The organism is Burkholderia sp. L27(2015) (assembly GCF_009765705.1).
GTDB lineage: Bacteria > Pseudomonadota > Gammaproteobacteria > Burkholderiales > Burkholderiaceae > LMUX01.
The window spans coordinates 142,148-162,079 of record NZ_LMUX01000017.1 but is presented as its reverse complement, the minus strand read 5'-3'; the positions used below and the strand labels follow the sequence as shown (position 1 = coordinate 162,079).

At 59.8% G+C, this 19,932-nt stretch carries 14 protein-coding genes; 5 read left to right on the top strand and 9 right to left on the bottom strand.

From position 1 onward, the window contains the following. Window positions 1-222: 222 nt before the first annotated feature. The 3 genes from mfd to GSQ77_RS14265 all read left to right on the top strand — a co-directional run bounded on the left by mfd (window position 223) and on the right by GSQ77_RS14265 (window position 6,169). Entirely contained in the window at window positions 223-3,714 is a 3,492-nt protein-coding gene (gene mfd, locus GSQ77_RS14275) for a transcription-repair coupling factor (protein WP_158903308.1), read from the top strand. Between the two features lie 146 nt (window positions 3,715-3,860). Beyond that, window positions 3,861-5,105, top strand: coding sequence for an acetylornithine deacetylase (argE, locus tag GSQ77_RS14270; protein ID WP_158903306.1), 1,245 nt, complete (start codon window positions 3,861-3,863; stop codon window positions 5,103-5,105). Between the two features lie 38 nt (window positions 5,106-5,143). Beyond that, window positions 5,144-6,169, top strand: coding sequence for a threonine/serine dehydratase (locus GSQ77_RS14265; protein ID WP_158903913.1), 1,026 nt, complete (start codon window positions 5,144-5,146; stop codon window positions 6,167-6,169). 81 nt (window positions 6,170-6,250) lie between these two features. Here the strand turns inward: GSQ77_RS14265 and GSQ77_RS14260 are convergent, their stop codons facing one another. The 4 genes from GSQ77_RS14260 to GSQ77_RS14245 form a co-directional block, all read right to left on the bottom strand. Further along, window positions 6,251-7,069 carry an ABC transporter permease subunit gene (locus GSQ77_RS14260; RefSeq protein WP_158903912.1) on the bottom strand — a complete coding sequence of 273 codons (819 nt, stop codon included), beginning with the start codon at window positions 7,067-7,069 and terminating at the stop codon, window positions 6,251-6,253. Beyond that, window positions 7,069-7,992, bottom strand: a complete 924-nt coding sequence (locus GSQ77_RS14255; RefSeq protein WP_158903304.1) for an ABC transporter permease subunit — start codon at window positions 7,990-7,992, stop codon at window positions 7,069-7,071. Before GSQ77_RS14255 ends, GSQ77_RS14260 begins: the two co-directional genes overlap by 1 nt. A gap of 8 nt (window positions 7,993-8,000) precedes the next feature. Continuing rightward, entirely contained in the window at window positions 8,001-9,134 is a 1,134-nt protein-coding gene (potA, locus tag GSQ77_RS14250) for an ABC transporter ATP-binding protein (RefSeq protein ID WP_158903302.1), read from the bottom strand. Window positions 9,135-9,227: 93 nt separating this feature from the next. After that, window positions 9,228-10,274: a polyamine ABC transporter substrate-binding protein gene (locus tag GSQ77_RS14245; RefSeq protein WP_158903911.1), complete on the bottom strand. Its 1,047-nt coding sequence runs from the start codon at window positions 10,272-10,274 to the stop codon at window positions 9,228-9,230. A 593-nt stretch (window positions 10,275-10,867) separates the two neighbouring features. Here GSQ77_RS14245 and GSQ77_RS14240 point away from each other — a divergent pair. Continuing rightward, window positions 10,868-11,071, top strand: a complete 204-nt coding sequence (locus GSQ77_RS14240) for a DUF1289 domain-containing protein (RefSeq protein ID WP_158903300.1) — start codon at window positions 10,868-10,870, stop codon at window positions 11,069-11,071. A 140-nt stretch (window positions 11,072-11,211) separates the two neighbouring features. Here GSQ77_RS14240 and GSQ77_RS14235 read toward each other — a convergent pair whose 3' ends face one another. The 3 genes from GSQ77_RS14235 to tadA all read right to left on the bottom strand — a co-directional run bounded on the left by GSQ77_RS14235 (window position 11,212) and on the right by tadA (window position 14,638). Further along, window positions 11,212-12,804, bottom strand: coding sequence for an ABC-F family ATPase (locus GSQ77_RS14235; RefSeq protein ID WP_158903298.1), 1,593 nt, complete (start codon window positions 12,802-12,804; stop codon window positions 11,212-11,214). A gap of 272 nt (window positions 12,805-13,076) precedes the next feature. Further along, window positions 13,077-14,018, bottom strand: coding sequence for a muramoyltetrapeptide carboxypeptidase (gene ldcA / locus GSQ77_RS14230; RefSeq protein WP_158903296.1), 942 nt, complete (start codon window positions 14,016-14,018; stop codon window positions 13,077-13,079). Continuing rightward, window positions 14,018-14,638, bottom strand: coding sequence for a tRNA adenosine(34) deaminase TadA (gene tadA / locus GSQ77_RS14225; protein WP_158903294.1), 621 nt, complete (start codon window positions 14,636-14,638; stop codon window positions 14,018-14,020). The genes ldcA and tadA overlap by 1 nt, the downstream gene beginning before the upstream one ends. Before the next feature lie 357 nt (window positions 14,639-14,995). On the opposite strand from tadA, the gene GSQ77_RS14220 reads away from it, so the two are divergent. Beyond that, window positions 14,996-16,633 carry a phospholipase D family protein gene (locus tag GSQ77_RS14220; RefSeq protein ID WP_158903292.1) on the top strand — a complete coding sequence of 546 codons (1,638 nt, stop codon included), beginning with the start codon at window positions 14,996-14,998 and terminating at the stop codon, window positions 16,631-16,633. Window positions 16,634-16,644: 11 nt separating this feature from the next. Here the strand turns inward: GSQ77_RS14220 and tam are convergent, their stop codons facing one another. Continuing rightward, a complete protein-coding gene (gene tam, locus GSQ77_RS14215) occupies window positions 16,645-17,415 on the bottom strand; it encodes a trans-aconitate 2-methyltransferase (protein WP_158903290.1) in 771 nt (256 codons plus the stop codon). 187 nt (window positions 17,416-17,602) lie between these two features. Next, window positions 17,603-19,891 (bottom strand): NADP-dependent malic enzyme, encoded by a 2,289-nt coding sequence (locus tag GSQ77_RS14210; RefSeq protein ID WP_158903288.1) that lies wholly within the window; start codon window positions 19,889-19,891, stop codon window positions 17,603-17,605. Between the last annotated feature and the right edge of the window lie 41 nt (window positions 19,892-19,932).

Below are 19,932 nucleotides of genomic sequence, written 5' to 3'. Positions count from 1 at the left end.
TGTTCGCGTGCTGCCGGGCAAGAGCATCTGCCTTCCAGCGTTTCTTTCTGCGCGTCTTGCAGTGCTTCTGCCCGCTTCGCAGTTGTTACACGGTGTCCACGCTGCCCACGTTTCGCGACGCCCGCAGCGATGCGCCCAGAGGCTTTTCCAGCCACGCCCAGCAAGCCAGGCATAGCATATCGTGCCTCGTGCGCCTAACCCGATACCCCGCAACTCGCCTTTATGTCAGATCATCTTCCAGAAACCGCAGTGACTCGCACGGCGCCGCTCGCGCTGGTCAAAGCTGGGCAGCGCTACGCGTTCGATGGCGTCCACGGTTCAGCGGACGCGCTGATGATCGCACGCTACTTCGAGAGCTATCGCAATCAAGTGCCATTGCTGGCGGTGATTTGCGCCAGTGCGGCGGATGCGCAACGGTTGCGCCATGAAATCGCGTATTTCGCACCGCTGGCGCGCGTGCGGCTGCTGCCCGATTGGGAAACCCTGCCCTACGACACGTTCTCACCGCATCAGGATCTGGTCTCCGAGCGGCTCGCGACGCTCCATGACCTTGGCGAAGGGCGCTGCGACATCCTGCTGGTGCCGGCCACGACCGCGTTGTACCGGATGCCGCCGGCTTCATTCATGGCCGCGTACACCTTCTCGTTCACCCAGGGCGAGAAACTTGACGAAGCCAAGCTCAAGGCGCAATTGACGCTGGCGGGCTACGAGCACGTCAGTCAAGTGATGCGCCCCGGCGAATATTGCGTGCGCGGCGGCTTGATCGACCTGTTCCCGATGGGCTCGCCGCTGCCGTATCGCATCGATCTGTTCGACAATCAGGTCGAATCGATACGCGCGTTCGACCCCGACAACCAGCGCAGCCTGTATCCGGTGCGGGATGTCCGGCTGCTGCCGGGGCGCGAGTTTCCGTTCGACGAAGCGGCGCGCACCGCGTGCCGCAGCCGCTGGCGCGAGACCTTCGAAGGCGATCCTAGCCGCAGCTCCGTCTACAAGGATATCGGTAACGGCGTGCCCGCTGCCGGCATCGAATACTATTTGCCGCTCTTTTTCGATGAAACGGCCACGCTGTTTCACTATCTGCCGGCGAACACGCAACTGATCCTGGTCGGCGATCTGGACGCGTCGATCCGACGATTTACCGCCGATACGCGCCAGCGCTACAACTTTCTTTCGCTGGACCGGGATCGGCCGATTCTGGAGCCACAGCGCTTATTCCTGAGCGACGAGGATTTTTACACGCTCGCCAAGCCGTTTGCCCGCCTGGTTGTCCCGAGCGCCGGCGGCGGCGCCTGGAGCGTGCCGCTGCCCACGCTGGCGGTAGACCGGCACGCTGAGGACCCGGCTTACGCGCTACGGCGTTTTCTGGACAGCACCTCGTATCGAGTCTTGCTGGTGGCCGAATCAGCGGGCCGCCGCGAGACGATTCTGCAGTGGCTGCACGACAACCAGCTCAAGCCCGCCAATTGCGAATCGTTCGAAGATTTCTCGACGGCTGCGGCGCCCTTCACGCTCGGGGTTGCCGCGCTGGCCAACGGCTTTGCGTTGCCCGAAGAGCAACTCGCGATCGTCACCGAAAATGAGTTGTACGGCTCATTCGCTCGCCGTAGCTCACGCCGCCGCCAAGAACAGGCCAGCAACGTTGACTCGATGGTGCGCGATCTTTCGGAGCTCAAGATCGGCGATCCAGTGGTGCACAGTCAGCACGGTATCGGCCGTTACCACGGCCTGATCACCATGGACCTCGGCGAAGGCGAAACCGAGTTGCTGCATCTCGAATACGCGAGCGAAAGTAAGCTTTATGTGCCGGTCGCGCAGTTGCACGTGATTTCGCGGTATAGCGGCGCCGACCCCGACACCGCACCGCTGCATACGCTGGGCTCAGGTCAATGGGACAAAGCGAAGCGTCGCGCCGCGCAGCAGATTCGCGACACCGCCGCCGAGCTGCTCAACCTCTACGCACGCCGCGCGGCGCGCCAGGGTCACGCGTTCGAACTCACGCCGCGCGATTACGATCGCTTTGCCGAAAGCTTCGGTTTTGAAGAAACGCCCGACCAGGCCGCGGCGATCCAGGCCGTGATCGGCGACATGACCAGCGGCAAGCCGATGGACAGGCTGGTCTGCGGCGACGTCGGTTTCGGCAAGACCGAGGTGGCGTTGCGTGCAGCGTTTATTGCGGTGATGGGCGGCAAGCAGGTAGCGATCCTGTCGCCCACCACGCTGCTGGCCGAGCAGCATTTCAATACGTTTTCCGATCGTTTCTCCGACTGGCCTGTGCGCATTGCCGAGCTGTCGCGTTTCAAGAGCACCAAGGAAATCTCGTCGGCGATCAAGTCGATCAACGACGGCACGCTGGACATCGTGATCGGCACGCACAAGCTGTTGTCCTCGGACGTGCAGTTCCAACGGCTAGGTCTGGTCATCATCGACGAAGAGCATCGTTTCGGCGTCAGGCAGAAGGAAGCGTTGAAAGCGCTGCGTGCGGAAGTCGACATCCTGACGCTGACCGCAACACCCATTCCCCGCACGCTCGGCTTGGCCCTCGAAGGGTTGCGCGAATTCTCGGTGATTGCAACCGCGCCGCAAAAACGGCTCGCCATCAAGACCTTCGTACGGCGCGAGGACGCCAGCACGATACGCGAGGCCATGTTGCGCGAGCTCAAACGCGGCGGCCAGGTCTACTTCCTGCACAACGAAGTGGAGACCATCGAAAACCGTCGCTCGATGCTCGAAGCGCTAGTGCCCGAGGCACGCATCGTGGTGGCTCATGGGCAGATGCACGAACGCGAGCTGGAACGCGTCATGCGCGATTTCGTCGGGCAGCGCGCCAATGTGCTGCTATGCACGACAATTATCGAAACCGGCATCGACGTACCGAGCGCCAATACCATCCTGATGCATCGGGCTGACAAGTTCGGGCTTGCGCAGTTGCACCAATTGCGCGGCCGCGTAGGTCGATCGCACCATCAGGCCTATGCGTATTTACTGGTGAACGACCCGCAGGCGCTGACCAAGCAGGCCAATCGTCGTTTGGAAGCGATTCAGCAAATGGAAGAACTGGGCGCCGGCTTTTACCTGGCGATGCACGATCTTGAAATACGCGGGGCGGGCGAAGTACTGGGCGACAAGCAATCGGGCGACATCCACGAGATCGGCTTCCAGCTTTACACCGACATGCTCAACGATGCGGTCAGGTCGCTCAAGGCCGGCCACGAACCTGACCTGACGGCGCCGCTGAGTGCGACTACCGAAATCAATCTGCATGTGCCGGCTATTTTGCCCACGGCGTATTGCGGCGACGTGCAGGAACGGCTGTCGCTCTATAAGCGCATGGCCAACTGCGAGCGCGCCGATGCGATCGACGCGATTCAGGAAGAGCTGATCGACCGTTTCGGCAGATTGCCACCGCAAGCGCAAGCGTTGATCGAAACGCACCGCTTGCGCCTGAACGCCAAACCACTAGGCATCGTGAAGATAGATGCCTCGGAAACGATGATCTCGCTGCAGTTCGTCGCGCAACCGCCGATCGACGCCATGCGCATCATCGAGATGGTGCAGAAAAACAAACACATCAATCTGGCGGGCCAGGACAAACTGCGCATTGAAACGCGCACGCCTGACCTCAGCGTCCGCGTTTCGACCTTGAAGGACGTGATGCGCTCGCTGGGGGCTCCGGTAAGCCGGGATAAGGGGCCAGCGGTGACTGCCCGCTGAATGTCGCGTGACACATAGCCTCACGACCCCGTCACGCCGGGCCACGCGTGCCTGGCGCGCGCATCGCATAGACTCTCTATCGGCCTAAATTTAAGATATTATTTAGTAATAGTTAATCAGAATTAGCGGAGTCAGCGGAGCCATTTATGTCAACCATCGTCGGGACCATCGCCAATCAAGCCAGCGCAAACGCGGCTTCGCCCTCCTCCGCGGGCCGTTCTGCCGTGCCGCTATCGCTGCCGTGGATCGAAAAGCTGATCGGGTTCGACACGACCAGCCGTGAATCGAATCTGGGCCTGATCGAAACAGTACGCGATTATCTCAAGCAAGCCGGCATCGACGCGGTGCTGACTCATGACGCCGCTGGCCGTAAAGCCAATTTATTTGCAACCGTCCCCGCCCACGATGGCCACACCGACGGCGGCATTGTGCTTTCGGGGCATACCGATGTCGTGCCGGTCAATGGCCAGCCCTGGGACACCGATCCGTTCAAGGCCGTCGTCAAGGACGGCAAGCTTTACGGCCGCGGCGCTTGCGACATGAAAGGTTTCATCGGCGTGAGCTTGGCGTTATTACCCGAGATGCAGGCGGCGCGCTTGAAACAACCGTTGCATTTTGCGCTGTCTTATGACGAAGAGGTGGGTTGCGTCGGCGCACCGGTCATGCTGGCCGACCTGAAGCGCCGGGGCATTCGGCTCGATGGTTGTATCGTCGGCGAACCCACCACGATGCGCCCGATCGTCGCGCATAAAGGCATCAACGCCTATAAATGCTGTGTACGCGGTCATGCCGCACATTCGTCGTTGACGCCCAAGGGCGTGAACGCGATCGAATATGCGGCTCGGCTGATTTGCCATATCCGCGACCTCGCGGACCAGATGCGCGCCCAAGGCCCCTTTGACGAAGAATTTGACGTACCGTTCAGCACCGCACAGACCGGTTTGGTCAGCGGCGGGATCGCGCTTAATACCGTGCCTTCGCTGTGCGAATTCACCTTCGAATATCGCAATTTGCCACCGGTCGATCCGACCGGACTTTTCGAGCAGGTTGAGAAATACGCGCGCGAGCAGCTTGAGCCGGCCATGCGTGCCGTCCAACCGCATGCCTCCATCGAGTTCACGCAGATATGCGCCGCGCCGGCATTCGATGGCGTCGAGCAGGAGGCGATCACGCAATTGGTGCGCGCGTTGACCCAAAACCAGGTACGGCGCAAAGTCGCGTATGGAACCGAAGCCGGACTGTTTCAGTTGGCCGGCGTGCCCAGTATCGTGTGCGGCCCCGGCGATATCGAGCAGGCGCATAAACCCAACGAATACGTGGCAATCGAGCAGATTGAAGCGTGTGAATCCTTCACGCGGAAATTGATTGCCAGCTTGGTCACCCATTCATGAGCGAACACGTGCCATACGAGATTCGCGAAGTGCCGGGCATGAAGACTGAGCACGACCACCCCGCCGTGCTCGAAGGGCAAAAGGTCCCGGATCTCGACGCCATTGCAGCTCAGCACATGACCTTATCGGTCTGGGCGCGTCGCACGCCCGTGTTCGACAAAGACGATTTCGCGTCGCTACATGGCACCAGTATCAATTTCAAATTCGAGTTGTTGCAGGCCGGCGGTACGTTCAAGATCCGCGGTGCATTTTCCAATTTGCTCGCGCTTGACGACGGTCAGCGCAATGCGGGCGTTACCTGCGTGAGCGCCGGCAACCATGCGGTTGCAGTGGCTTATGCCGCGCAGCGTCTCGGTATTGGCGCCAAGGTGGTGATGTTCAAGCATGCGAATCCGGCCCGCATCGCGTTGTGCCGTAATTTTGGCGCTGAGGTGCGTCTGGCCGGGAACGTGGCCGAGGCCTTCGATCTGGCGCGCCAAATCGAAGCCGAAGAGGGGCGCAGCTTCGTGCATCCGTTCAATGGGTACCACACCATCTTGGGCACGGCGACGCTTGGCTATGAATGGATAACGCAGGCCAGCGAGTTGGATGCCGTGATCGTCCCGGTCGGCGGTGGAGGATTGGCCGCCGGTATTGCTACCGCGATGCGGCTCGCCAATCCGCGTTGCAAAGTGTACGGCGTCGAACCCGTGGGTTCAGACGCGATGAGCCGCAGCTTTGCGGCCAGTCATCCGGTTACCATGGGCCAGATGCATTCGATCGCCGACAGCTTGATGGCCCCTCATACGGAGGCCTATAGCTACGAGCTGTGCCGTCGCTACGTGGAAGAGATTGTGACGGTAACGGACGATGCGCTGCGGCTTGCCATGCTGACACTGTTCGATCAACTGAAACTCGCCGTCGAGCCGGCCTGCGCCGCCGCGACTGCCGCCCTGCTCGGCCCGCTGCGCGAGCGTTTGAGCGGCAAGCGTGTAGGTGTGCTGTTATGCGGAACCAACACCGACGTGCCAACCTTCGAGCGGCATATCAACGCTGCAATGGGCCTGCAACAGTTGCACGCTTAACGTTTCGCTTAAATGTTTCCGTGCGGTGTTTTGGACCTGTATTTCGCTCATGCGCGACATTGAGCGTTGCCATTCCATGCGCTAGATCGCCAGCGCCATACGCTTACGCTCGGCCGATTGCATCACATGATTCGCTATCACCACGCCTGCAGTCACGACCGAGATAAACAGTGTCGCGAGTGCGTTCATTTCGGGATTGAGCCCGAGCCGCACCCGCGAGAACACCACCAACGGCAGCGTCGTGGACCCCGGGCCGGAAAGAAATGCCGACGTCACCACATCGTCGATCGATAGCGTAAACGACAGCAACCAGCCCGCGATCAGCGCCTGGGAAATGATCGGCAAGGTAATGCTGAAGAACACCCGTAGCGGCGTGGCGCCCAGGTCCTGCCCTGCTTCTTCGAGCGAAGGATTCAAATCGCGCAAACGCGACTGGACGATAATCGCGACATACGAAATGCACAGCATGACGTGACCGATCCAGATCGTAAAAAAACCGCGCTCCGAAGGCCAACCGAACAGCTTGCCCATCTCGACGAACAGCAGCAGCAAGGAAATGCCCTGTATAACCTCGGGGATCACCAGCGGCGCGCTGATCAACCCGTTGAACAGCGTGACGCCTTTGAAACGCCCCATGCGCGCCAGCACGAAGCCCGCCCACGTCCCGATCAGGACCGAGGCGAATGCGGTCATTAACGCCACCTTCAACGATAACCACGCTGCGTCGATCAGCTCGTCATCCTGCCAGAGCGCCGCGTACCACTTTAACGAAAAGCCGCTCCAGACTGTGACCAGTTGCGATTCGTTGAACGAATACACCACGAGACTGATGATCGGGATGTACAGAAACAGGAAACCGATGCCCAGCACCGCGACCTGCAAACCTCGATTGGGCTTGATCATCGACGCTGCTCCAGTTGCTTGGTCTGGAAATGCTGGAACAGCACCATAGGCACCAGCAGCAGCAACACCATCGCGCAAGTGACGGCCGAAGCCATCGGCCAATCGGCATTGCTGAAAAACTCATCCCACATCACGCGCCCTATCATCAGCGTGTCGGCTCCGCCCAATAACTCTGGGATCACGTATTCCCCGACTGCCGGGATGAACACCAGCAGGCAACCCGCGATGATGCCGTTTTTCGACAGCGGCAATGTCACGTGGACAAAGGTCTTCCAGGGCCGTGCGCCGAGGTCGTAAGCGGCTTCCAACAGCGTGAAATCCATCTTCACCAGGTGCGCATACAAGGGCATCACCAGGAACGGCAGGTATGAATACACCATGCCGATATAAACCGCGTAATTGGTGTGATAAAGCTCGATCGGGCTATGAATCAGGCCCATCGAAATCAGCGCGTTATTGAGCAGGCCGTTGTTTTTGAGGATGCCTATCCAGGCATAAACGCGGATCAGGAACGAAGTCCAAAACGGCAGCATCACCCCCATCATCAGAAGGTTGCGCGTGGCCGGATTGGAGCGCGCGATGTAATACGCCATCGGATAGCCGATCAGCAGGCAGAACGCCGTTGAGATCGCGGCGATCTTGATCGAACTCAGATAGGCGTCGAAGTACAGGCTGTCGGTCAGCAAAAAGGCGTAGTGCGTGAAATACAGCGTCACGTCGGCCACGCCATCCTTGAACGCGATCAGTTCGGTATAAGGCGGTATGCCGAGTCGCAAGTCGGCAAAGCTGATCTTCACAACCAACAGGAACGGCACGAAGAAGAACAGCAGCAGCCACAGATACGGGCCGGCAATCACCGCGGTACGTCCCGCTGGCCGGTTGCGTGCCCACCAGGAGTTGGGCTTCATGAGGGGCTTCATGCGCGGTTTCATTGCGTGAGCACTACGCTGGAGGACGGGCTCCAGCTCACCACAACCTGTTCATCGACTTGCGGTGTGCCCATCTCGGAAAGCACCAGGCTGGACACATTGGACACCACGGTTTTGCCCGAAGCGAGCGTCACGTGATAGAGCGAGTAGCTGCCCATGTAAGCGATGTGGGTAACAACGCCAGCGGCCCAGTTATACGCAACCTCGGGGCGCTGGCGCCTGAGCGTGACCCGCTCGGGCCGGATCGATACGCCGACTGGCATCCCCAGCGGCCCTGTAATGCCATGATTGATGTAAAGCGGTTGGGCCAGATCGGGGCTTTCGATCAAAACGTGATCGGCTGCGTCCTCGACCGTCCTGCCGTCGAACAGATTGGTCGAACCGATGAACTCGGCAGAAAAGCGGCTGTTCGGATATTCGTACACCTGATGAGGCGACCCGATCTGGACTATCTGACCTTCGCTCATGACGGCGATCCGGTCGGCCATCGTCATCGCCTCTTCCTGATCGTGCGTAACCATGATGCAGGTGACGTCGACCTGATCCAGAATGTTGACCAGTTCCACCTGGGTGCGCTGACGGATCTGCTTGTCGAGCGCCGACATGGGCTCGTCGAGCAGCAGCAACTTGGGCCGTTTGACCAGGCTGCGCGCCAGCGCCACGCGCTGCTGTTGACCGCCCGACAATTGATGCGGCTTGCGCTTGGCGAAACGGGTCATTTGCACCAGATCGAGCACCTTCGCCACGCGCTCGATGATTTCGTCCTTGCGGCAGCCCTCCTGCTTCAGGCCAAACGCCACATTGCCTTCGACCGTCATGTGCGGAAACAAGGCATACGACTGGAACATCATATTGACCGGGCGGCGATACGGCGGCAGTGTGGCCAAATCTTCGCCATCGATCAGGATTTGTCCTTCGGTGACCGATTCAAAGCCGGCCAACATGCGCAGCAAGGTGGACTTGCCGCATCCGGAACTGCCCAGCAAGGCAAATAGCTCGCCCTTCTTGACCGACAGATCGACCTGCCGTACGGCGACTGTTTCGCCAAATTTTTTCGCGACACCGACCATCTGCACGAAATGGCTGTCACGATCCTCATCCGGCTGGCCCGGGCGTTGCAGCGGGTCACTCATGGTTTGCGACTTCACCTCTTATCGACACAAACAAAGCCCCTGGCAGGCCAGGGGCTCGTCTTGAAACGGATGGGCGCTGCGCGCGTTCGGCGCTCAGTGGCCCGTCTTGAACTCAGTCCACAAGCGTGTTTCCAGACGCTGGATATCGACGGGCAATGGCTTCAACAAGAACAGCGTCTTCACGACATCAGGCGGCGGATAGACTGCCGGATCGTCGGCCACATCCTTGCTGACATATTTGCGCGCTTCCAGGTTTGCGCTCGGATAATAGACTTCGTTGGTAATCGCCGCATGGACTTGCGGCGTTTCAATGTAGTTAATCCATTGCAACGCGGCGTCCTTATGCTGGGCATCTTTCGGAATCGCCATCACGTCGAACCACACCGGCGCGCCGCCCTTGGGAATGTAGTACTCGATCTTGTATGGCTTCTTGGCCTCGTCCGCGCGATGTTTCGCGATCACGACGTCGCCAGACCAGCCATAGGCAAAACAGATATCGCCGCCAACCAGGTCGTTGATATAGCCCGACGAGTTAAATTGCGTGATATACGGACGAATTTTCTTCAAGGTCTCGAGCGCCGCGCGATAGTCGTCGGGCTTGGTGCTGTTGGGGTCGCGGCCGATGTAATGCAGCGTGGCGGCGAATACCTGATCGGGGGCATCGAGCAGCGATACGCCACAGCTCTTGAGCTTGGAGATGTTTTCGGGTTTGAACAGAATGTCCCAGTTATCCAGCGCTACGCCCTTGCCTAGCGCCTGCTGCGCCTTGGTCACGTTGTAGCCCAGGCCGGTCGTACCATAGGCCCAAGGCACGACATACTGGTTGCCCGGGTCGGCGCCCGCCACCAGCGCCATCAACTGTGGATCCAGATATTTGAGATTGGGGAGTTTGGATTTGTCGAGTGGTGCAAAGATGTTCGCGGCGATCTGCTGTCCGGCATAGTTGCTGGTCGGCACCACGATGTCGTAGCCCGAATTGCCGGTGAACAATTTGGCCTTCAGCGTATCGTCGCTGTCGTACACGTCGTAACGCACCTTGATGCCCGTTTGCTTCTCGAAATTCGGAACGGTGTCCTTGGCGATGTAATCGGACCAGTTATAGACGTTTAGGGTGGTGTCTTTGGCCGAGGCTGTCAGCATCGGGAGCGCGCAGGCGACACATACGCCGATCCGGATCAGGCCCAAGGGGCCGCGCTTTACCTTTTTTTCCATTCCGTTCTCCGGTTGCAGAAAATCCGATTTTTAAACTCTTCTGGTGGAAAGTCGACCTGCGCCTGTGCCAGGACGAGTCCCTAAGTGTGCGTCACCCGCGCTTCACTCGCGTTTTACTCGCCTATTGCTGTCGGGCACCGCAACGGCTGACCTACCATGGTCGAAAACAACGAAAATTACCATCAAATGCGCCGCTTTCAAAAATATTTTCGGCTGCATGACGCCAAATAGACCTCACGCATGCCCAGGCTTCGGCAGCGGGCTTTATTATTGTTTAAAACACGCAGTAATTGAAGCGGAATGGCCGATCGATATCCAAATACGCGACATATCCCCATATCGCCCGACGCACGGTCGGGCCATTCGGCCGGTGTCAGCGGCAATCGGATAAAATAGCGCTTGTGGTCTGAGAATGCGCGTTGCGTGCGCGCCGGATGCCAGCATTGGGCGCCGGATTCGCGTATCCAGACTGTTGTCGACGCCCCGCGTCCCCCATTGTTTTCAAGTCTACCCAACCCCTCATGTCCAACTTGCACGACCTCCCTGACAGCCCCTGCATCGGTATTTGCTCTACGCTCTTCGACGAGGTGTGCACAGGCTGCGGGCGTACGGCCGGCGAGGTATCGAACTGGGTTTTTCTGAGCGATGCGGAAAAAGCGAGTGTCTGGGAACGTATCGTGCGCGAGGGCACGGCAGTGCGCTTTACTCGGCCGACGTCAAGTTAGTCAGCCGTTTGAAATCACGTATTTGACGCTGTGGCTTCAAACCCGACGCGGGCTTCCGGGGTGTTCCCGGATACCTGCGCGGGGTTGTTGATGTTGAGTCGTGATCCATGCACGATTAACGCACGACCCGAGCCGGGGCCTTAGTCGATCCCCTGGCTGCTCAGGTAGTCTTCATAGGTGCCGAGGTAGTCGTTGACCGTACCGGTAGCCTTGACTTCTATGATGCGGTTCGCAAGACCATTAACGAACTCACGGTCGTGGGAAACGAATACGAGCGTGCCCGGAAATTTCTCCAGCGCGATCTGCAGCGACTCGATCGATTCCATGTCCATATGGTTGGTCGGCTCGTCCATCATGAGCACATTGTGGCGGCCCAGCATCAGCTTGCCCCAGATCATCCGGCCTTTTTCGCCGCCCGAGAGCACTTTCACCGATTTGCGGACGTCGTCGCCGCCAAACAGCAGACGACCCAGCGTGCCGCGCAGCACCTGATCGTCGTCGCCTTCCTGAGCGTATTGCTGTATCCAGTCGGTCAGCGTCAAGTCGTCCGGAAACGCTTCGGAGGTGTCCTGCGGCATATAGCCGACGCTCGCGTGCTCCGCCCATTTGACCGTGCCTTCATCCACCGGCACTTGCGTGAGCAAACTGCGCAGCAGCGTGGTTTTGCCTGCGCCGTTCTCACCGATGATCGCGATCTTTTCTCCGGATTGCACCGACAGGTCCAGCTTGTTAAATATCACCCGGTCGTAAGTCTTGCGCGCCCCTTCCATATTCACGGCGAGGTTATGCAGTTTCTTGTCGAAGTCGAAGCGGATAAACGGGTTCTGGCGCGACGACGGCTTGATGTCCTCGACCTTGATCTTTTCGATCTGCTTGGCGCGGCTGGTGGCTTGGCGCGCTTTCGATTTGTTGGCGGCAAAACGCCGCACAAAATCCTGCAGTTCGACGATCCGTTCCTTAGCTTTCGCGTTGGCGCTCATCTGCCGCTCGCGCGCCTGCGCGGAAGCCAGCATGTAATCGTCGTAATTGCCGGGATAGACCTTCAGCGTTCCGTAGTCCATATCGGCCATATGGGTACAGACCTGGTTCAAGAAGTGCCGATCGTGCGAAATGATGATCATGGTCGAATTGCGCTGATTAAGCACATCTTCGAGCCAGCGGATCGTGTTGATGTCGAGGTTGTTGGTCGGCTCATCCAGCAACAGCACATCCGGATTAGAGAACAGCGCCTGCGCCAGCAATACGCGCAGCTTCCAGCCTGGCGCTACCGCGCTCATCGGGCCGCTGTGCTGATCGATGCTGACACCCACGCCCAGCAGCAACTCGCCGGCACGCGCCTCGGCGGTATAGCCGTCGAATTCGGCAAAACGCGCTTCGAGGTCGGCGGCACGCATGTAGTCGTCGTCGGTCGCGTCGGGATTGGCGTAAATTTCATCGCGCTCCGCCATGGCGGCCCACATTTCCGTGTGGCCCATCATCACGACGTCGAGTACGCGCATGTCCTCGTAGCCAAATTGATCCTGCTTGAGTTTGCCCAGGCGGATATTCGGTTCGAGCATGACCGTGCCACTCGAGGGCTCGAGGTCGCCGCCGAGGATTTTCATGAAGGTGGACTTGCCGCAGCCGTTCGCGCCGATTAGGCCATAGCGGTTGCCTTCACCGAATTTGACCGAAATGTTCTCGAACAGGGGCTTGGGCCCGAACTGCATGGTGATATTGGCGGTAGACAGCACTGCGCGTCCCTTTAGAAGTCAGCAGAAAAACCCTGAATTATAGCACCGGCGCTGGGCGTCAGTTGTGCATGCCGTGTTTGGTCGGCAAGTTCGGGGCGATATAGGCCTGAGTGGGTCCCTACCGGTTAGTGTAGGCGAGATGCGTTTCGATGCTGTGAAGGCCGTGTGGTCGCGAGGCGGTCACGGGTGTCGTTATTACGCATGGCCGGCGCTCGCCGCCGGCGACAGGCTTCGGCGACGTCCCCGAGGACGGTTCCCCGGCGGCATCCCAGTTAAGCACTCGAGTTTGAGTCTTTATAAGGATAACCCGAGAAGCTCAGCGTAAATCCGCTCGCGTCGGCGCTCAGTTCCGCTGGCGCGCCGACCGGCAACGTCAAAATCCGGGCCACATGACCAAACGGCAAACCGGTCAAAAATGGTATCCCGAATTGGGAGCGCAGATGGGCGATCATGGAGTCGAGCGTGAAGCCGTTGTCGTGCGTGGCCAGCCGATATTCGGTGAATTCGCCCAGTATCACGGCCTGTTGGCGCGCGAGAATGCCGGCGTGATGCAACTGATACAGCATCCGTTCGATGCGAAACGGCGGTTCGTTGACGTCCTCGAGAAAGAGGATGCCGCCATCGATATGCGGCATATAGGGCGTGCCGATAAGCGCCACGACGAGCGCCAGGTTGCCACCCCACAGCGTGCCTTTCGCCTCGACCGTATCGATCTGCGGCGTGTCGAAACGCAATGTGGTGGCTGGCTCACTCAGCGTGCGCCAAAAGGCGTCCCAGGTGTAGGTTTCGAGCTTCTCCGCACCGAAATGGGCGGTCAACATCGGGCCGCCGAAAGTCACGAGGCCCGCTCGCGCCAGCAACGCCAACTGGATCGCCGTGAAGTCACTGTGTCCGATGAAAGCCGTGCCGGTACCGGCTAGCCGCTTTTGCAAGCCGGCGTAATCGAGATCGGCCAAAAGCCGGCTCGCACCGTAACCGCCGCGTACCGCCAGCACGATATCGGGCAGAGGTTGCGAGGGATCGGCTAGCTGGTTGAGGTCGGCCAGACGCTGGTCGTCAGTTCCAGCAAAACGTTGCATCTGGCGACGCGCCACCTCGACGCCGTCGACCCGGTGTCCGGCTGCGCGGAGCCGGCCGATACCGCGTTCGACCGCGACCGGATCGACCGGGTAACCGGAGGGGGCAATCAGACGTATCGTTCGGGCTGCAATCATCAGGGCGCTTTTTTCAAGGTGGGGGAAACCGGATCTGGGATCGTATCTGAAACTGCATCGGGACCATGACCTGCCGTGACGGGTGACCCAGCAGCGGATGATCCGGCTTGCGCTGCGCGATCGGCTTTCGCCGCCTGCCGCCGCGCTGCGAAAAACGAACTCAGTGTGCTCGCACATTCGGCTTCCAGTACTCCACCCTGGACGTCCGCATGGTGATTCAATCGGGTTTCGGCAAAGACATCGACAACGCTGCCGCACGCGCCGGTTTTGGGATCGCGAGCGCCGTACACCACGCGCGAAACGCGTGCATGCATGATGGCGCCGGAGCACATCAGGCACGGTTCAAGAGTGACATACAGTTCGCAGCCCGGCAGGCGGTAGTTGCCCAGCACTTGAGCCGCCTCGCGCAGCGCCACCATTTCCGCGTGGGCCGATGGGTCGTGCGCAACGATAGGATGATTGTAGCCGACGGCGACCACTTCATTGCCCAGCACGACCACGGCGCCGACCGGAACCTCGCCCGCGGCACGGGCGTGTTCGGCCTGAGCCAGCGCCAAGCGCATGAAGTGCGCATCGCGCGCCGACGCATCGGACCACTGCGCAGATTCAGAGCTGGGCATCGAACAAACTACGGAAAAGAAGTGAGTTGCGCATGAAACCGAATGCGGCCCAAGGGCCGTCGCTCAGAAAAGGTCAGCCCGCATTTTCGCATTCGTGCGAGTTGGCCGCCACGCTTTTTTGTGTCGCTGCGTTCAACGTCTTTTAGCCTTGCTCCGAGGCGGATTTATCCGTGACTACGTCGACCGATTTTTTTGGGGCTGCGCAGATATCGCGGCGACACAAGAAAGTTCCCCAGACCTGGCCCAGCAGCCAACATCGCCCCAACCGCCTGGATTCACGCCATAATGATTCATCGAGATCGCCCACCGCCGACAACAATCGGCTCAACGCCGCTATCAAGCGCGATGGAGTTGGATTTGCTGCCTTTTCAGCGCTACCCGTTGTTCCTGGCACGCATGAGCGTACTCTTATGTGCCGTATTATTGGCGGCCTGCGCAACCCGACCACCCGCCTCACATTTTGTCCGCACGACCTCCCAGGCGATAGCAACATCCGAAGTGACCGACTTGGGCCAGGCGCTGGCGACTGACGAAACAGCGCATCCCGATTTGTCGGGTTTCAAATTATTGCGTACCGGCAACGAAGCGCTACAGACGCGCCTCGCGCTGGCTGCCAGTGCGACCAAGACCCTGGACTTGCAGTACTACAGCGTCACCGAGGACAACTCCGGCAAGCTGATACTCGAGGCCTTGCTGCGCGCAGCGGATCGTGGCGTGCGCGTGCGCCTGCTGGTCGACGACTTGAATTATAAGGATGTCGATCTATCGCTGGCAGCGCTCGATGCGCATCCGAACATCGAGGTGCGGATCTTCAATCCATTCTCGACGCGCAACCAAAACATCTTCGAAAGTTTCGGCAACCTCTTCACCGAACTCGACACGCTCGATAAGCGCATGCACAACAAGGCCATGATCGCCGACAACCAGGTGATGATCGTGGGCGGTCGCAATCTCAGCGACGAATATTTCGGCACCGGCGATGCGCTCAGCTTTCGCGATCTGGACGTCCTGGTTGCGGGCCCGTTGACTGCTCATGTCTCGTCGAGCTTCGACACGTTTTGGAGCAGCGACCAGTCGTATCCGCTGCGCACGTTGAGCAAGCAGAAATTCGAAGCTGGCAAGCTCGCCGGCGCTCGCGAAGAATTGCACAAGCACTGGTCGGAAATGTCGGATATTACCGACGCGCCATTGGTCAGCGGGCAGCCGCTCTCGCAACTGATCGCGACGCATGCGCTGCCGATGGTCTGGGCGCCAGCTCAGTTGTGGGTGGACACACCGCAAAAGGTTGCTGAAAACGATCCGAACTATCAAAGCCCGCCGTCGGTCCGGTTGTTGAAAGCGGCGAGTCAGGCACAAACCGAATTGCTGATCGTATCGCCCTACTTCGTCCCCGCAGGCAACGACGTGCAGTTGCTGAGCGCAGGCGTCGCCCGGGGCGCACATGTCGACGTGCTGACCAACTCACTGGCAGCCACCGACGCCGTAGCCGTGCATGCCGGTTACGTTCGTTACCGGGTTGCCATGCTGCAGGCGGGCGTTAATCTGTATGAATTCAAAGCCATACACGATACGCCCCGCGCCAAGCTCGAAAACGAAGAGAAAAGCCAAGGCAATGGCATCTTCGGATCCCAGTCCCGCTCTTCGCTGCACGCCAAAGTGTATGAGATAGACCGCCAACTGCTCATCATCGGCTCGATGAACCTCGACCCCCGTTCGCGCAACCTGAATACTGAGTTGCTGGTGGTAATCCACAGCCCGGAACTGGCAACACAGGCATCCGAGCTGTTCACACGGGCGCTCAATCCGACGCAGAGCTATCACGTAACCCTCGCGCCGGTACCGGCCGGTGTCAATCCGATGAGTTCCGCTTCGCTGGTCTGGATCTCTCAAGAGGATGGCAAGCTAGTCGAATACCATCATGAACCTGGGGCTGACCTCTGGCGGCGGTTGGTAGCGGGAATTTTCTTCGTCTTGCCAGTGGAAAATGAGCTGTAGTCTCTTATCGATCAGCGGGTTGCGACGATGAACAATCTTGGGAACGGCAACAGCACCGTGCCATCGGATAGCGCAGGATAGGCTTGCTCGACGGCCGCCCTGTACTGCTCCAGATAAGCTGCCCGTTCGGTCTCGTCCAACGGGTCGAGGAACGGTCTCAGGCCGGAGCCTTTAAACCATTCCACCACGGCGTCGGTCCCGCCTGCAAGCGCATGACAGTACGTGGTGCGCCACACATCCACTTTGGCACAATGCGGATGCAACAGGCCGTAATACCAACCGGCGCCGGCCAGCGTCGTACGCATCCGCACGACATCGGCGAGTTTCGCGGCCCATGGGCCGTCGGCCGCGACTTCGCGCATGAGTCGGTGTGCCGGCTCATCGAGGTTATCGGGCATCTGGATGGCGAGGCTGCCACCCGACGTCAGCTTGGCCACGAGCGTGGGCAGCAAGGTGGCGTGGTCCGGCACCCAGTGGAGCACCGCATTGGAGAGGATGACGTCGAACGGGCCGGGATCATTCCATGCTGCGAGGTCGCCCATCTCGAAGCGAGTTTGCGGCAACCGTTTGCGGGCCGCGGCGAGCATGTCGGGCGAGCTATCCAGGCCACTCACGGTGGCGTCGGGAAAACGCGCCATCAGCACCTCCGTCGAATTTCCGGGGCCGCAACCGAGATCGACAGCAAGCCGCACCGCCAAACCGGGTACCGCTGCCAGCAAATCCCTGACTGGGCGGGTCCGTTCATCTTCGAAAGTCACGTATTGTTTTGCAGACCAACTCATCGCTTGCTCCTGCCTATGTGTTTGCATGAGGCGTCGGATAGCCCCATCCGAAATTTGAGCGTTGCCGCCCCTATCGATCTGCCGTGAGGATACCGAAAATCGGTCAAATAGTCAGTGATGGCCGGATGCGGAATCGGACGCAGCCCGATTCCGCATTGACCTGCTTATCGACCTGTGAAGCGATTGATTACTGTTCTCGGTTCGCATCTACCACGGTCAGCGCAGCCATATTGATGATGCGCCTTACCGTTGAGCTCGAAGTCAGGATGTGCACCGGAGCATTGACGCCCAGCAGGAACGGGCCGACCGCCACGTTGCTGCCCGCCGCCGTCTTGAGCAGGTTGTAGGCAATGTTGCCCGCATCGACGTTAGGGCAGACCAGCAGATTAGCGGCGCCTTTCAACCGAGACGTCGGCAGGATACGCGAGCGCAGCGCCTCGTCCAGCGCGCAATCGCCATGCATCTCGCCGTCGACCTCGAGATCGGGCGCGCGTTCGAGCACCAGCTCGAGCGCACGACGCATCTTGGCGCCGGAGGCAGAGCTGGCCGAGCCGAAATTCGAACGCGAAAGCAGCGCGACCTTGGGCGTCAAGTTCAACCAGGCCATCTCCTGCGCCGCCGCGACGGTAAATTCGGCAATCTGTTCCGCTGTCGGATCGTCATTGACATGGGTATCGACCAGTGCCACGGTACGACCATCGAGCAGCAGGATGTTCATGGCCGCATAGCTTTGCGAGCCCGGCTTCTTGCCGATGACCTGATCCACGAATCGAAGATGATCGTGATAGGCACCGACCGTGCCGCAAATCATGCCGTCCGCATCGCCGAGACGGACCATCATGGCGCCGATCAATGTGAGCCGACGCCGCATTTCGACGCGCGCCATTTCCTTGGTGATACCGTCGCGGCACATCAACTCCCAGTACGTCGTCCAGTACTGATGGAAGCGGTCGTCATATTCGGGGCTGGTGACCTCCACGTCGTGGCCCAAGCGCAGCCGCAGGCCGAATTTTTGGATACGCGATAACAGCACTTCAGGACGTCCCACCAGGATCGGACGGGCCAGCTTTTCATCAACAATGACCTGCACGGCGCGCAGCACGCGTTCGTCCTCGCCTTCGGTGAAGACGATGCGCGTCTTGCCACCGTCGCGTACCCGTTGCTTGGCCGCGGCGAACAGCGGCTTCATGAATGCGCCGGAATGGTAGACGAACTGCTGCAGTTGTTCCACGTAGGCATCGAGATTCGCCATTGGACGCGTGGCCACGCCGCTTTCCATTGCCGCTTTTGCCACGGCGGGAGCGATGCGCACGATCAGACGCGGATCGAATGGCTTGGGGATCAGATACTGCGGGCCAAATGGCAGGCCGTAGCTGCCGTAGGCCGCCGCTACGACATCGTTTTGCTCCTCTTCGGCCAGCCCCGCTATGGCGTAGACCGCCGCTATTTCCATTTCGCGCGTGATCGTGGTGGCGCCCACATCCAGCGCGCCGCGGAAGATGTAGGGAAAGCAGAGGACGTTATTGACCTGGTTCGGGTAGTCGGAACGGCCCGTTGCCATGACGACGTCGTCGCGCACGGCATGAGCGACCTCGGGCAGGATTTCTGGCGTAGGGTTGGCCAGGGCCAGAATCAGCGGCCGCGCCGCCATGCTTGCCACCATCTCGGACTTAAGCACGCCGCCAGCGGACAAGCCCAGGAATACGTCGGCGCCCTCGATGACCTCGGCCAGCTTGCGCGCCGCGGTCTTCTGTGCGAACCGCGCTTTGTCGGGGTCCATCAGGGTCTTGCGGCCCTCGTAGACCACCCCCTCGATGTCGGTCACCCAGACGTTCTCCAGCGGCAGGCCCAGATGCACCATCAGATCCAGACAGGCCAACGCCGCCGCGCCCGCCCCGGAAGCCACCACCTTGACCTGGTTAATATCCTTGCCTACCACTTTCAGGCCATTGATGAAGGCGGCCGAAACGGTGATCGCCGTGCCATGCTGGTCGTCGTGAAAGACGGGAATCTTCATGCGCTCACGCAACTTGCGCTCGACGACGAAGCATTCAGGGGCTTTGATGTCCTCCAGGTTGATACCGCCAAACGTAGGTTCCAGGCCGGCGATGATATCCACCAGCTTGTCGGGATCGCTCTCGTTGATCTCGATATCGAACACGTCGATACCGGCAAACTTCTTGAACAGCACCGCCTTGCCTTCCATGACCGGCTTCGAGGCCAGCGCACCGATATTGCCCAGCCCCAGCACCGCGGTGCCGTTGGTGATCACACCCACCAGGTTGCCGCGCCCCGTAAAACGGAAGGCGTTGAGCGGATCAGCCGCGATTTCCTCGCAGGCGGCCGCTACGCCCGGTGTATAGGCCAACGCCAGGTCGCGCTGTGAAACCAGGGGTTTGCTCGCGGTGACCGCGATTTTTCCTGGCGTCGGGAACTCGTGATAGTCCAAAGCTGCTTGCCGATCTGTGGTGTTCATGTTTTGCCCCTGTTAGTCGTACTGCCGTCGTTATGTCCCGA

Excerpts from the sequence above, each read along its gene's own strand:
- mfd (WP_158903308.1), top strand. The coding sequence starts at position 223 with ATGTCAGATCATCTTCCAGAAACCGCAGTGACTCGCACGGCGCCGCTC.
- argE (WP_158903306.1), top strand. The coding sequence starts at position 3,861 with ATGTCAACCATCGTCGGGACCATCGCCAATCAAGCCAGCGCAAACGCG.
- GSQ77_RS14265 (WP_158903913.1), top strand. The coding sequence starts at position 5,144 with ATGAAGACTGAGCACGACCACCCCGCCGTGCTCGAAGGGCAAAAGGTC.
- GSQ77_RS14255 (WP_158903304.1), bottom strand. The coding sequence starts at position 7,992 with ATGAAGCCCCTCATGAAGCCCAACTCCTGGTGGGCACGCAACCGGCCA.
- potA (WP_158903302.1), bottom strand. The coding sequence starts at position 9,134 with ATGAGTGACCCGCTGCAACGCCCGGGCCAGCCGGATGAGGATCGTGAC.
- GSQ77_RS14245 (WP_158903911.1), bottom strand. The coding sequence starts at position 10,274 with ATGCTGACAGCCTCGGCCAAAGACACCACCCTAAACGTCTATAACTGG.
- GSQ77_RS14240 (WP_158903300.1), top strand. The coding sequence starts at position 10,868 with ATGTCCAACTTGCACGACCTCCCTGACAGCCCCTGCATCGGTATTTGC.
- ldcA (WP_158903296.1), bottom strand. The coding sequence starts at position 14,018 with ATGATTGCAGCCCGAACGATACGTCTGATTGCCCCCTCCGGTTACCCG.
- tadA (WP_158903294.1), bottom strand. The coding sequence starts at position 14,638 with ATGCCCAGCTCTGAATCTGCGCAGTGGTCCGATGCGTCGGCGCGCGAT.
- tam (WP_158903290.1), bottom strand. The coding sequence starts at position 17,415 with ATGAGTTGGTCTGCAAAACAATACGTGACTTTCGAAGATGAACGGACC.
- GSQ77_RS14210 (WP_158903288.1), bottom strand. The coding sequence starts at position 19,891 with ATGAACACCACAGATCGGCAAGCAGCTTTGGACTATCACGAGTTCCCG.